The sequence below is a fragment of the Acinetobacter junii genome (assembly GCF_018336855.1).
GTDB classification, from domain to species: Bacteria; Pseudomonadota; Gammaproteobacteria; order Pseudomonadales; family Moraxellaceae; genus Acinetobacter; species Acinetobacter junii.
The window spans coordinates 665717-678348 of sequence record NZ_CP059558.1 but is presented as its reverse complement, the minus strand read 5'-3'; the positions used below and the strand labels follow the sequence as shown (position 1 = coordinate 678348).

Sequence of the window (12632 nt, the reverse complement as noted above, 5' to 3'; positions counted from 1 at the left end):
AACGTTATAGATTAAATGTCGCTTTTTCAAAATCGTTAATATATGCAACCGTAGTGTAAGCTTAGCAAGAATTTTTTAGCAATCATGCTTTTGAACTATATCACAAATTTTTACCGAGCATTGACCTAAGCCAAACAATCATCTGATAAAAAGACTCAAATTTAACCTTTTGGAAAATAAGCATCAAATCGACAAGCATCCCCTAACCATTGATGATCAGGATGTTGCTCAGCGAGATAAACTGCATGGCGTGGTCGTTTAACAATTACTCTTTTTGCAATTTTCTTAGCTAAATCGAGTAGTTGATCGCCCAAATCCATTTCACCATCTTCAGGTAATAACATATGCAACAACTGCATTTGTTTTTTGACTTGTGCCTGTTTTTTTATCGCTTGCTGATTTTGATCACGCTGGGGAAACATCGGATCAAGATAAACAACATCTAGATATTCACCTTTTTGTGCTAACTCATTTAAATAGCAATTTGAGTCTGCATGTATAAGTTGAATGCGCTGCATAGTGGCTTGTAAAAAGGGATCTCTTTCCGCTTGTACCTTAGCATATTCGAGTAATACAAATAAAATTGGATGTCGCTCAATTAAGCGTACATTGGCACCCAAATGTGCCATAAGCAAACTATCGTGTCCCAACCCTGCTGTAGCATCAATAAGTGTTGGTTTCTCTCCAAGTTGACATGCCCTCGCTATCATTTCTGATTTTAAACTTGCTCTTTTTAAACGAGGAATTTCAGCACACCAATCGGGCTGCATTTTCATGCCATTTGCACTGAGACTTAAACCATCTTCATCCAATACCAATGCCATATCAGGATTCAAACGTAAAAATCTTGAGTTAATTTTCTCTACAACATGACCCTCAAGTTTTACACCTAGTTCAGCAAAACGAGCTTGAAGTTGCTGAAATGAGTGTTCATATTCTGCTTGATACCAACATATCATTCGCATTACCAATGCACCCAACCTGTCCACCATGTTGCAAGGATAAATACCCCAAAACCGATACGATAATACGCAAATGCCGTAAAATCGTGTTTAGAAACATATCGAATCAAGGCACGTATCACGATCAAAGCAGAAATAAAAGCAACCACAATCCCAACTGCAAGTACCGCTAAATCATTACTATGTAAATCATTTCGCATTTTATACATATCGAGTAAACCTGCACCCATCAATACAGGAATACCTAAGAAAAATGAAAATTCAGCGGCAGCTTTACGTGATATCCCTAAAAATAAAGAACCAATTATCGTTGAACCCGATCGTGAGGTACCAGGGATCAAAGCAAAACATTGAATTAACCCAATCAACGTTGCTTGTTTAAAAGTCAAATCATCCACTTCTGAACTAACAACTAAATGCTGGCGTCTTTCCGCCCACAGAATAATAAAACCACCAACGATTAAAGCGATAGCAACAGTAATGGCATTAAATAAATAAGCTTTAACCACATCACCAAATGTTAATCCAATGATCACAATAGGAATTGAAGCAATAATTAAATTTAGGCTTAAACGGCGACCTTGCTCCTGACCTTTCATTGCTCCGATCAAAGCACCCCATAATTTGCCCCAATACTCATAAATGACTGCAGCAATCGCACCGATCTGAACTGCAACGGCAAACATATCTCTTTTTTCTACAGTCCAAAAATCTAGCAACTGTCCAGACAAAATAAGATGACCTGTACTTGAGATGGGTAAAAACTCTGTTATGCCCTCAACCAATCCCATTATGGCTGCTTTAAATAGCAATAAAAGATCCATAACTCACCTTAATTTGGTTTGCCCTGATCAGCAATTTTTTTCCATGCATCATCACGTAAATAAACTGGCAAGGCATGTTCTGCATCAACCCATTTTTGTTGAATTGCATAAACTCGTGCGATGGTTGCGATATCGTGCGCAGTTGCTTTGATATCAGCAACATTTTGATTTAAGGCTTCAGATTCATCTTCTTGCATAAATTCTATGAGAGTTGAACCTGAACCAATTGGTGTAAACTTACAGTATTCACTAGCACGTTCGTAAGCTAATAATTTTTCTTCATCGATTGCTTGCATAATACCAAACTGATCTAAGTTGTAATTCGCAATATACACTTCTTGCATTCGTGCATCTAAAACAGCAGAAACTTGTTTCAAACCGGTTAATCGATATGCTGCTTGAGCTAAAGCTTGTAAAGTAGAAACAGGTATAACAGGCAAATCATGCGACCATGCCAAAGCCTGTGCAACTGCAGCATTGATGCGCACACCGCTAAAAGAACCAGGACCTCGGCTAAATGCAATTGCTGTTAAATCAGAAAGTTGTGTCTGAGTCTGAATTAAAGCCTGCTCTATTAAAGGCAAAATGGTTTGAGTTTGTGCCTTTGTTCGCTCATCCAACTGAAAATAGAGTTCTTGTGTGTCATCAATTAGTGAAACTGAACACTGCTCATTTGCAGTTTCCAATGCAAGCAATTTCATGCAAAAACCTTGGTATAAAAGAGATGAAAAACGTCGAGTATCATACTCCACTCAGACATCATAGGCGAGCTGTTCTATTTTTATGGATACAAAAAAGCCAAGCATTCACTTGGCTGAGTTCATATCAATTGATCTAATGTGTTTTAGAAATTAAACGCTTCTAAATTTAGGAAGTTTTTAAAATGCTCAGCATAATGTAAGGCACTCATTCGTAGTTTAACCGCACCTTCATCATCTACAGTTTTAACTATTTTCCCAGGTGAACCCATTACGACTGAATTATCAGGGATCACTTTACCTTCTGGAATTAATGCATTCGCACCGATAATACAATTCTTACCAATCACAGCATTATTTAGAATCACCGCATTAATACCAATTAAAGAATTATCACCGATGGTACATCCATGTAACATCGCCTGATGGCCAATCGTAACGTATTCACCAATATTCAATTCAATACCAGCATCTGTGTGCAAAACTGCGTTCTCTTGAACATTCGAGTAATTACCGATTCGAATTAAACAGTTATCCGCCCTAACAACAGCACCAAACCAAACACTGACTTCACGTCCTAACTCTACTTGACCAATCACAGTTGCTGTCGGAGCAACCCAACCATCCCAAGGTTGTTGAAGTGCTTTAGGAGTAAATTCTTTATATTTGTACATCATTTTTTAAAACTCTACTTTTCAAAGTGAAATTAAAACTTAGCCAGACCAAAGTTAGGTGGATTAACTAGAAATGGCCATTTTTTTTGATAGCCTAAACCGTATTGGAATAATGAAACGAGCATTCTTGCGGTGAGACCCCACACGACTTCGCTTTCAACTTGCATACTTGGAAAATAGAGAGATTGACGGGCTAATCTAACTTCATAAGGTAAAGGAGGAGCATCGATCAACTGTTTTAATGGTACAAAGAAAATACGATCAATTTCTGAAGGCTGTGCAATAAGGTTTACTTCCGCAGGGATTAAGCCAACAATTGGTTTAACGGACAATCCACTCCGCGCTCTTTGAATCGGTAAATCACCCAATAATTTAACATCGAAAGGATTTAGTGCGGTTTCCTCTTGAGCCTCACGTAAAGCAACAACAATATTGCTTGTATCGCTAGGATCACGTTTACCACCAGGAAAAGATACCTCACCTGCATGTTGAGATAAATGAATTGAACGACGTGTCAATAAAACTCTAGGCTGAGTCTCCTGCGTAATTGCGATTAAGACTGCTGCATCAGCTTGTTGAATTCGTTTGGAAAATCGCAACCGTTGTTCTAATAGCTGTATTAACGATGCCTCTTCCATGCTACTCATCCCTCTTTGAATGCTTTTCTTATCCACCAACATCATAGCCGAAATTTTACTGAGGAACATAGCTGATCCTAATGCGAATTCATAAAAATTCAGTTATGCTGAGTTATCTCTAGGATTGATGATAATTATGAGCTTTTGTGTAGCGTGTGGACATCAAACTGAAGCAAAAATTCCATTAGGTGATCATAAAACACGTCTTGTATGTACAAATTGTGGCAATATTCATTATGAAAATCCCAAGGTTATTTGTGGTGCTTTAGCCCTATGGGATGACAAAGTTTTACTCTGTCGACGAGCAATTGAACCGCGCTATGGTTTATGGACTTTACCTGCTGGTTACATGGAGTTATTTGAAACCATGGAACAAGGTGCAGCTCGTGAAACACGTGAAGAAGCGGAAGCTGAAGTCGAAATAGAACAACTTTATTGTATGTACAATATTCCGCGTATTGGACAGATATACGTATTATTCAAAGCACATATTAAACAAGGTTTCTTTGGAGCAGGTGAGGAAAGTATTGAATGTCGTTTATTTGAAGAACATGAAATCCCATGGTCTGAACTCGCATTTCCAAGTGTTGAACAAACATTGAAACACTATTTTTCTGATCGTAAATCAGGAACATTCACAACTCATCTAGAAACGTTGGGTACTCGTTTAGACCATACAGGTTAAAAAAAAGACCGCTTAACGCGGTCTTTTTTATATTACGACTTAACTTTAATTGCCTTACATGCTGGGATAGATTGATCTGCAATCTTAATACTTACCGAACCAGAGAAACGTTTCGCTAATTCACGTTCTTCTGCTGTAGGAGCTACGTATTTATTTTTCTCCTCTGTGGTCAAATCATCATATAAACGATTATATACATCTACAAAATATGCATAAGTATTTGACCATGTCACTGTATTATTTGAGAAATTCGTTAAATTAATTCCCGTTACTTGACCTGCAAGAAGGTTATTGATATTGATTTTCGCCCCAGTGCCTGCAGTTACGTTCAAGCCAAACATTACTCCATTGATATTTCCAAACTTAGGATTAGACAATATCGCTCTCACACTGATTGATTTATCATTCGTTGAAAATAATGTCGCTCCCGTTGTACCAATTCGAAACTGTTTTTGATCATTACTATCTGTGATTGAACCATCACTATTCACTGTCTTCACGCTGCCACAAATACCAGACATATCTGTAGCTGTTGAATTCGCTTTGATATCTGTACGTATATCACCATTTTCATCAATGACAATTCCTAAATCGACTGGAGCGAGTTTTGCATCATTGTTAAATCTGAATGTTAAAGTGGCATACAAAGGAAAGATATATTGCTGATTTGAGGCAACATTATTTCTAGTTTTAAAAATATCTTTAGCTAAATAACTCGAAGGATTAATCTTAACAATATCAACAGTTCCATTATAGTTAGTACTTGATATAGACTGTTTCCATAAACCAAGATGAGTTGTATCAACGGTATCCGTATCTTTGGCTTTAATCAATTGTTTATAAAAGTTAGTTGTACCAGGTACAGTATTTCTATTGATTAGCTTACCTTGATATATCAATAAGTCTTCAGCTGAATTATTTTCTGAAATTTTAAAACGTAAAGGTTTATTCGTATTTACTTGCATATTGATCGGATCAAGCCAATCCTTTTGTGCATCTACTTGTAATTTAATTGGTTTTACCTTTGTAATCAAGGTAATTGGAGCAACAACTATCCCGTTTGTTATGGTTGCAGGTCCTTTCCATTGCTGACCATCACCAATCGTATATCCTTGTCGATCAGACAATAAGAAGAAAGCGCCCATTGAATGCAATAGATTGGTGTCTTTATCCACACATTTTGACGTTAAAGCATTATTACAACCAAAGAAACCATCTGGGCGGAAATTACTAACATTTGTGCCTTCTCCACCAGCTTTATAAACTGGTAAATCAGCTTGCCAAATACCAGTATTTACTAAATTTAAAAGTCTAATTAATAGAGTATAAGCTTGATCATCAGAAACTTTTGATACATCTAACCAGGGCTGTAAAAGCGTAATGTATTCACCAGACAATAATTCATTAATACCAATATCTTTAGTGACATTCACTAATAAATCTTTCTTCTCTTCAGTAAATTCTATCGGTTGTATATCTCCAACTACATTGTCATTTCTTTCAACGCCTAGACTGTGCATAATTCGAATCAGCGCAACAGCAACTCGAATAGTTTCATCATTTTTATCAAGAGAATTTGGCATCTTGCCAGTTAATGCCGTAGCGAAATCTATTACTCGAATATGTGGAAGAGTTGCTGTTTTTAACTTAGAAATCGTATCTAACTTAATCGTACCAAGGTTGATTTTTCGAGCTGAAGAACCTTGAATATAAAAACTTGCTTCATCCCCTAGCTTACATGCTCCAGTAACAATATTACCGTCTAATTTAGTCGCAAAATGATTGATTTTATCCGTACTACAATCAAAATTTATTCCAGAAACAGGATAATCAAGCACAAATTTCAGACAATCACTTGCTGACACGTCACAACTTGTATTAGATGTAACACCATCAACGCCTTGGTTTGGATCTTCATTTATTTTAGCACTTTCACCACCACAAGCTGTCATCATTGCAGCAATTATAGATAGGCTTAATGGTAATATCGTTTTTTTATTCATACTAAAATTCATCCTAATATTTACTGTATAACAGAGATTTTTATCTGTCCTTGATTTGAAAGCTCTTGTTCTGGTACATCAACTGCTGAGGCTAATGGTGTCATCATTACATAGTGTGCTGTTTCTGGGACACGCAATACACCTTGAATAGCAGCATGCTTGAATGTTGTTTCATGTACAGTTTCATTTTTGAAACCACTAACACCTTCTTGGATACAACCTTTTTTATCTAAGAAGATAACAAGTGGCCAATAATACACTGGTTTATTATTACTGGAGGCATAGGAATCAATCTGAATATATGTAATCGGATTGCCTAGTTCAACTAATTCGTATTCAAATTTCTCTTTTAGAGGTTTTCTTGGCCATAAACCAATATCTTTATTAAGACTAAGCTTTTTAATTGATTTTGTATAATTTTCAACAAAACAACGATCTTCTTCAAATGCTAATGCTAAGTCTTCTGGTGTTAATCTTACATAATTTGTAGAAAGTGTAATCGCTTTACTCGACTCCATTGGGCGACTCATTATGCGATCCAACATTGAGCGACTAACCCCTTTTTTACGCTCAATAGTTTCTAAACGTCCACTCCCATCAGGCATAGTATAAAAACGCTTTTTCCCTTCTAGATTAAATTCTTGGCCTTCTAAATATTCATTATTTACATATGACACACCATCTATACTGGTAAAACCATCTTTTTGCTGTGCAGATGTATTGGACTCTTTTTTCAGTTCTTTATTATTGATTGGAGTAACAACTTTTGAATCTTTTTCTTTTTGATTTATATCTTTAGTCTTTTGTTGTTTAGATTCTAATGTTTGAACAGATTTCAATTCTTGTGACAATGGAATCTCAATTGTCAGTGTCTTTTGGGACTCAACATTTTGCTCAACAATTGCTGGTTCAATCTTTTCTATTTTATGCCTATTACTTATGTCACTCTGGATATTTCTATTTTGAGAGTTAGACAGTTTTACTGGCGTTTCGACTTTATTTTCAATAATTTTATTGGGTAAGGTCGATTCTTTCTCAATATTTCTAACCTGAGATTGAAGTTGTTGTGAGGTGTCCTTTTTAGGCACAATCATTGGGCGTCCATCTGGGCCAATGATTGTATAAAACCCATCTGCATACACATTTTGTCCAGACACTATGCCAATACCAATCATTAGCATAGCGTATTTAGACATTTGAATATTTTTCTTAAGCATTACCATCTAGTTCTATAATTAATACCAAGTAAAGTGACTTTGGTATTTGTTTTAATATCTAAACCTGCGTACGGATTCAGTAAGATATTATCTACACCCGTTTTGTTCGCAAGGCTACTTGTATTGGCTGGAATATCGTCGCGACTACGTAAGAAACCAATAGATAAATCTAAATCTGTATCTTGATCAAAGCGATAGCCTACACCAAGCCCAAACAATTGTGCGTTGTTGATTGGAACCATTGTATTTCGCTTATCATCAGGAATTGAACTTGTCCGTGGTTCATAACCTATACGTAGTTTTAAACGATCCGTCGCAGAATATTCAAAACCAATCCCCCAACGCCACGAAGATTGGAATTTTAAAGGTAATGCTAATGAACGATCAGTAACATCGGCAGATAACAATTTTGCGACTTTTAATAATGAGATTTGTCGGTCAAATTCAAATTTAAATTTATCCCAAGCAGAGAAATCAGTCCAACCAATATCAAAGTTCATTTGTAAATCTGGGAAGATTTTATATTTTATCCCTGCTTTAAAATGCTGAGGATATTTAAAATCCATCGCAACAAGACCAGATTCGATATTAGGTACAAATCCTGGCAAACCCAAAATTGCAGCAAGAATTTGTCCTGTAGCTGAAGAGTTTAGTCCAGCGATTAGTTCTTGAGAAGCGTTCGCATTATTTATAAGGTACTTCCCTTTTAGACGCATTTTAGCCTCGCTTTGGTAAACCATACCAAAACTAAAATCATCTGTAGGTTCCCATAGTACACCTAAATTATAACTGGGACTCAAAGACTGTTCTAAGGATACATCTAAAGCGCCCAATTTATTAAATGGATTTAGGCCCTCTTGAGCATTACAAATACCAAATAACAGTAAGTCAGTAATAATATCGCCATTATCTTTAAATGGACCACACACCACTTCATCGACCATACGCAACACACCAATCATCTCATTGGGGAAACGTAAATCCGTCTTCATCGCAATCGCTTGATAAGACATACCAAAAGAGGCGCCAATCGCTAAGTGATCATTCACTTGATATCCAAATGAAGGAGAAAGATAGGTAATACGCTCTAAAGCGACTTGTTGCCCCATGAAATTACCAGGATTACCACTTTCGGCACCAAAGCCAGCTACAAGTGGAGCATAAACTGCTGTTGCATAGGTAACTTTAGAACCAGGAGGTTTATAGGCTATACCCGCTGTCGGAGCTGCTAAAGGTGCATTAGGACCAAGATCAACAATTTTTTTGAGCACTGGAACATAAATACTGGCATATTCCACATCACCAGAAACAGTGCCTTTAAAATCTGTACAGATTCCTGTATCAACTTCAGGTCCATCATTACAAACTAAAGGATCATCTGAATAGCCAAAAACGTTGTAACCTGCAGGTGCGGTAAAATCTCTTTTGATCGCAAAATTCGCAAGAATACCTTGTACGTCAGTTTGCAAACCATCGATTTTAGCGAGAGCAGCTGGGTTAAAATGAACGGCACTAATACCTGGTGGATCAGCGGTAACAGCATTTCCAAGTGACAAAGACCTAAGATCTACAGATAAGTCTTGACCCAATTGTGCATTAGTAAAACTCGAGAGTCCCGCGACTAGGATACCTATCGTTAAAGGACATAACTTAGGATATTTCACCATTGTGTCTCCTTAACGTAGTTTTTTACCAAAACCAATAATATCTAACGGGAATGAAAGTCCTAATGAAACATCTGGTGCATCTTCTGTTAAACCAATTCCAACAGTTCCATTCACAATTGTTTCTGGGGAAACACGTACACCTAAAGCAAAAGAAAGAGTGGAACTACTTTGATCAGCTGATTTAAAACTTTCACCTTCGCTAAAATAAAATTTAGCACCCGTATTAAAGCTTTGTTGGTAAGACATCGTTAGAGATACGTCGTAATTGAACGAGTAAGCAAAACCAAAAGCAAAACCACCACTTAAACCAGGGTCAAAACTTTCTAGGGTACGACTACCACGCAATTGGTTTAGACCTGTCTCTTTGAGACCATAATTGGCTGAAACTGATGTAAATAAAACAACTGGATCAATATATTTACGTGTACTAGCACCAACCCCTACAGAATAGTAGCCCTTACCTGTTGATAATTCATCAATTCCAATTTCATATGGACTATCACCCGTTTTGGTCGATAAACTACCAAATAAAACTAAAGGTAGTCGCCCTTGTTTAAGTGGAAAAGGTTCCCAACGTGCACCAAATGATAAATCCCCCAAGCCTGCTGCAGTTTCATCTTGTAGTAAGTCTTTTTTTGCGATGAATGGAACAGATGCTGATAAAGTTAAGTTATCTAGTAAGCCATATTGAACTGTAAAAGTATTGGTTAATGTATGGTTTGCATCTTCTTCAACACGAAGCCGAGCTAAAGTACTCGTACTATCATCAGTCGCTAAGTCAAGGCGACTATCGCGATAATAGGTATAGTCAATATCATAATAAGATGAGAAAACACCTTTTTTGATTAAAGAATACTGACGTTCATTTGAAGTGAATACTTCTTGTAAATTAGTTTCCTTAGTCGCATCACCTTCTTGCTTCTGCAAAGCATTTGCAGCTTCACTTGCATCATTTGCAGGAGTGGTAGATGTAGCTTCAGCTACAGCTGGTGTACTTTGTGTTGCCGACTCATTGATTTGAGTCTGTTCTACATTCGCAACTTCAGTTTGGTCTTCAGCATAAAGGGTCGTCGCTATAGCACTTAAACTTAATGCTAATACACTCACATTCATCCATTGATTGTTCATTATGACATCCTACATCTATTAAATTCTGAGATTATTTACGCTTATAGTACATACGCATGTATGTAGTGATCGGTTTATTGTAGTTCTCTGAGTTTGGATCAGCATCAAGTACCCTACGCATTGTAGAGGCTTTATCAGCAAGTTTCTCAAACTTTTGCGTAGGGAATTGAATTTCAGCCAAAGCATATCGATTGACTGTAGCATCATCTACGTGGCGCATATCTTCATCTTTTAACGCCAATAAGTCCTTTCGATATTGTCCAGGAACATCTACGATAAATAAGGTATTGTTATCCCATACTTCTCGAAATCGAGTTTCATCAAAACTTATATTTCCAAGAGCTGGATCTGCAACATACACACGCCCATCTTTATAAGCTTTATAAACAACAAAATGTTTAAATCCTGCATATGTTATTGGAACAATTGCTGGCTGCTTAAGTGCAATTAGATCTGAAAACTCACCGCGATATCCCCCACTATTTAGACCTAAAGCCGCAACAAATCTCTTCATATCAAGTAGGGAGAAACTTCTTCTTTCAATGATTCGTTGATATTCACCGTACTGAAGCAAGCCACTCATCGTTTGCTGTTCAGTTAGCTTTAAACCACCGTATCCATTTAAAAGTGTCGTCAATGCCGCCGAACCACAACTATAGTCATATGCTTGACGTACGATGCCTCGAAACTGATCTTCAACTGCTGGCTTTATAACAACCGCTTCTCGATGATTACGAGTAAATGAAGAATTCCTAGAATCCAAAGTTTCAGTATAATAAACTGTTCCTTCAGGTTTTTTTTCTATTTCAAAGGCTTGCGTTGTAAAGTAATACATCAATGCAGAGCCTAGAGCTATCTCTAACATAATTCTCTTTTCTTAACAGCGGCATGATTTGCCTTATTCATTTTATTCTTAGCGTCACTGACACTACTTCCCTGTGTGATGAAGATACCGTTTTTTATAAAAAAAAACAGCTTTTTTTTAGCTTTTTTTGATGAAATGTTATTTCTTTTACATATCTTCGTGTATTTCAAAGGAAATATGTAACGGCTTCACTTTCAAATAGAAAATTAATATCTAGATTAAAACCACTTTTCTTCAAAGATTAAAAAAAGCGCAATATATGCGCTTTTTTTAATCAACAAATCAACTTAGTGACCAGCGATTGTAATCGTAGTTTGGCCAAGTTTAAGACCTTGAACTTCTACATCACCAATTGAAGCATTTGTAGAACCAGTCGCAGCAGCACCTAAACGTACAGCTTTAACGTATACATCATTACCTGCTGTGCTGTTGTTCTTAATTTCTAAGCCAGTGCTTTTAACAGAGATGCCTAAATCAACATCGATATTACCACCACCAGCACCACGAACATGTAAACCATCAAGATAGATCTGACCACCACCAGCAGCATCGTTGATGCCTAGGTTAGTGATGTTAAGACCGCTTAAAGAAGACTTAACAAGAACCATAGCACCTTGAGGAGTAGCACCTAATTGTACGTTAGCAGCAACTTTGCCCATGTCCAAAGTTAAACCTGTAAGGATTTGATTCTCAGTTCCAGTAGTACCACGACGAATGTTAGCAGCAGTTAAATCAGGAGCAGCACCAGAAGCACCAACGCTGATTGCACCAACTTTAACTCGAAGTGCAGCAACATTAGCACCAATATTTAAGAATGCGCCACCAGCAGCTGTATCACCAGCATCAGTATCAATTTTTAAATTAAGTAAGTTAGTTGATGCAGTACCGTCAAAGTTATCAGCACCAGTGGTAGCTTGAAGACCTAAACCAGCGATATGAATTGCACCTGCAGTTGCTTTACCACCTAAGTTCACACCATTAAACGCAGCAGTTGCAGCTAGACCGTCGTTATCATGTACGTATAAACCTTCAACCAAGATACCTTTTGTAGTAGCTGGAGCGCTTCCCATAAAGGTAGCCAAGTCTGCATTTAGACCAGCACCAATACCAATATTGATACCATCTTGACCAGTAGCAGAGCTAAGTGCAGCATCATCCATCGCTTGCATAGCCATTGCATTTGCGCTAATCGCCATTGAAGAAACTAAAGCTAGTTTAGTAAACATTTTCATTGAGCACTCTCCCAAGAGCATTTATTTTTTGACTTACAC

The 12632-nt window shown here is 37.1% G+C and carries 12 protein-coding genes; 1 reads left to right on the top strand and 11 read right to left on the bottom strand.

Annotated features, from left to right (window positions below):
- Positions 1 to 161: 161 nt before the first annotated feature.
- The 5 genes from H2677_RS03225 to H2677_RS03205 all read right to left on the bottom strand — a co-directional run bounded on the left by H2677_RS03225 (position 162) and on the right by H2677_RS03205 (position 3805).
- Positions 162 to 965, bottom strand: coding sequence for a class I SAM-dependent methyltransferase (locus H2677_RS03225; protein WP_212639129.1), 804 nt, complete (start codon positions 963 to 965; stop codon positions 162 to 164).
- Positions 965 to 1786: an undecaprenyl-diphosphate phosphatase gene (locus tag H2677_RS03220; RefSeq protein ID WP_005403190.1), complete on the bottom strand. Its 822-nt coding sequence runs from the start codon at positions 1784 to 1786 to the stop codon at positions 965 to 967. The genes H2677_RS03225 and H2677_RS03220 overlap by 1 nt, the downstream gene beginning before the upstream one ends.
- An 8-nt stretch (positions 1787 to 1794) precedes the next feature.
- The gene (gene tsaB, locus H2677_RS03215) at positions 1795 to 2487 is read right to left on the bottom strand and encodes a tRNA (adenosine(37)-N6)-threonylcarbamoyltransferase complex dimerization subunit type 1 TsaB (RefSeq protein ID WP_212639128.1); all 693 of its coding nucleotides are present in this window, start codon (positions 2485 to 2487) and stop codon (positions 1795 to 1797) included.
- Positions 2488 to 2630: 143 nt separating this feature from the next.
- Positions 2631 to 3161: a gamma carbonic anhydrase family protein gene (locus H2677_RS03210; RefSeq protein WP_099948139.1), complete on the bottom strand. Its 531-nt coding sequence runs from the start codon at positions 3159 to 3161 to the stop codon at positions 2631 to 2633.
- A 29-nt stretch (positions 3162 to 3190) separates the two neighbouring features.
- Positions 3191 to 3805, bottom strand: a complete 615-nt coding sequence (locus tag H2677_RS03205) for a CoA pyrophosphatase (protein ID WP_005403193.1) — start codon at positions 3803 to 3805, stop codon at positions 3191 to 3193.
- A gap of 127 nt (positions 3806 to 3932) precedes the next feature.
- On the opposite strand from H2677_RS03205, the gene H2677_RS03200 reads away from it, so the two are divergent.
- A complete protein-coding gene (locus tag H2677_RS03200) occupies positions 3933 to 4481 on the top strand; it encodes an NUDIX hydrolase (protein WP_004914410.1) in 549 nt (182 codons plus the stop codon).
- Positions 4482 to 4513: 32 nt separating this feature from the next.
- Here H2677_RS03200 and filF read toward each other — a convergent pair whose 3' ends face one another.
- The 6 genes from filF to filA form a co-directional block, all read right to left on the bottom strand.
- Complete coding sequence (gene filF / locus H2677_RS03195; protein ID WP_212639127.1) at positions 4514 to 6484, bottom strand: putative pilus system protein FilF; 1971 nt, start codon at positions 6482 to 6484, stop codon at positions 4514 to 4516.
- 20 nt (positions 6485 to 6504) lie between these two features.
- Positions 6505 to 7701 carry a putative pilus assembly protein FilE gene (filE, locus tag H2677_RS03190; protein ID WP_212639126.1) on the bottom strand — a complete coding sequence of 399 codons (1197 nt, stop codon included), beginning with the start codon at positions 7699 to 7701 and terminating at the stop codon, positions 6505 to 6507.
- Positions 7701 to 9365: a putative pilus system OmpP1/FadL family transporter FilD gene (gene filD / locus H2677_RS03185; RefSeq protein WP_212639569.1), complete on the bottom strand. Its 1665-nt coding sequence runs from the start codon at positions 9363 to 9365 to the stop codon at positions 7701 to 7703. The genes filE and filD overlap by 1 nt, the downstream gene beginning before the upstream one ends.
- 12 nt (positions 9366 to 9377) lie before the next feature.
- Positions 9378 to 10496 (bottom strand): putative pilus system protein FilC, encoded by a 1119-nt coding sequence (filC, locus tag H2677_RS03180; protein ID WP_125298873.1) that lies wholly within the window; start codon positions 10494 to 10496, stop codon positions 9378 to 9380.
- A gap of 31 nt (positions 10497 to 10527) precedes the next feature.
- Positions 10528 to 11361 (bottom strand): putative pilus system C39 family peptidase FilB, encoded by an 834-nt coding sequence (filB, locus tag H2677_RS03175; protein ID WP_099948134.1) that lies wholly within the window; start codon positions 11359 to 11361, stop codon positions 10528 to 10530.
- Between the two features lie 287 nt (positions 11362 to 11648).
- A complete protein-coding gene (gene filA / locus H2677_RS03170) occupies positions 11649 to 12593 on the bottom strand; it encodes a putative pilus system protein FilA (protein WP_212639125.1) in 945 nt (314 codons plus the stop codon).
- Positions 12594 to 12632 lie beyond the last annotated feature (39 nt).

What these genes read in the sequence shown, in the direction of transcription:
- H2677_RS03225 (WP_212639129.1), bottom strand. Translation starts at nt 965, where the DNA reads ATGCGAATGATATGTTGGTATCAAGCAGAATATGAACACTCATTTCAG.
- H2677_RS03220 (WP_005403190.1), bottom strand. Translation starts at nt 1,786, where the DNA reads ATGGATCTTTTATTGCTATTTAAAGCAGCCATAATGGGATTGGTTGAG.
- tsaB (WP_212639128.1), bottom strand. Translation starts at nt 2,487, where the DNA reads ATGAAATTGCTTGCATTGGAAACTGCAAATGAGCAGTGTTCAGTTTCA.
- H2677_RS03210 (WP_099948139.1), bottom strand. Translation starts at nt 3,161, where the DNA reads ATGATGTACAAATATAAAGAATTTACTCCTAAAGCACTTCAACAACCT.
- H2677_RS03205 (WP_005403193.1), bottom strand. Translation starts at nt 3,805, where the DNA reads ATGAGTAGCATGGAAGAGGCATCGTTAATACAGCTATTAGAACAACGG.
- H2677_RS03200 (WP_004914410.1), top strand. Translation starts at nt 3,933, where the DNA reads ATGAGCTTTTGTGTAGCGTGTGGACATCAAACTGAAGCAAAAATTCCA.
- filF (WP_212639127.1), bottom strand. Translation starts at nt 6,484, where the DNA reads ATGAATAAAAAAACGATATTACCATTAAGCCTATCTATAATTGCTGCA.
- filE (WP_212639126.1), bottom strand. Translation starts at nt 7,701, where the DNA reads ATGCTTAAGAAAAATATTCAAATGTCTAAATACGCTATGCTAATGATT.
- filC (WP_125298873.1), bottom strand. Translation starts at nt 10,496, where the DNA reads ATGAACAATCAATGGATGAATGTGAGTGTATTAGCATTAAGTTTAAGT.
- filB (WP_099948134.1), bottom strand. Translation starts at nt 11,361, where the DNA reads ATGTTAGAGATAGCTCTAGGCTCTGCATTGATGTATTACTTTACAACG.
- filA (WP_212639125.1), bottom strand. Translation starts at nt 12,593, where the DNA reads ATGAAAATGTTTACTAAACTAGCTTTAGTTTCTTCAATGGCGATTAGC.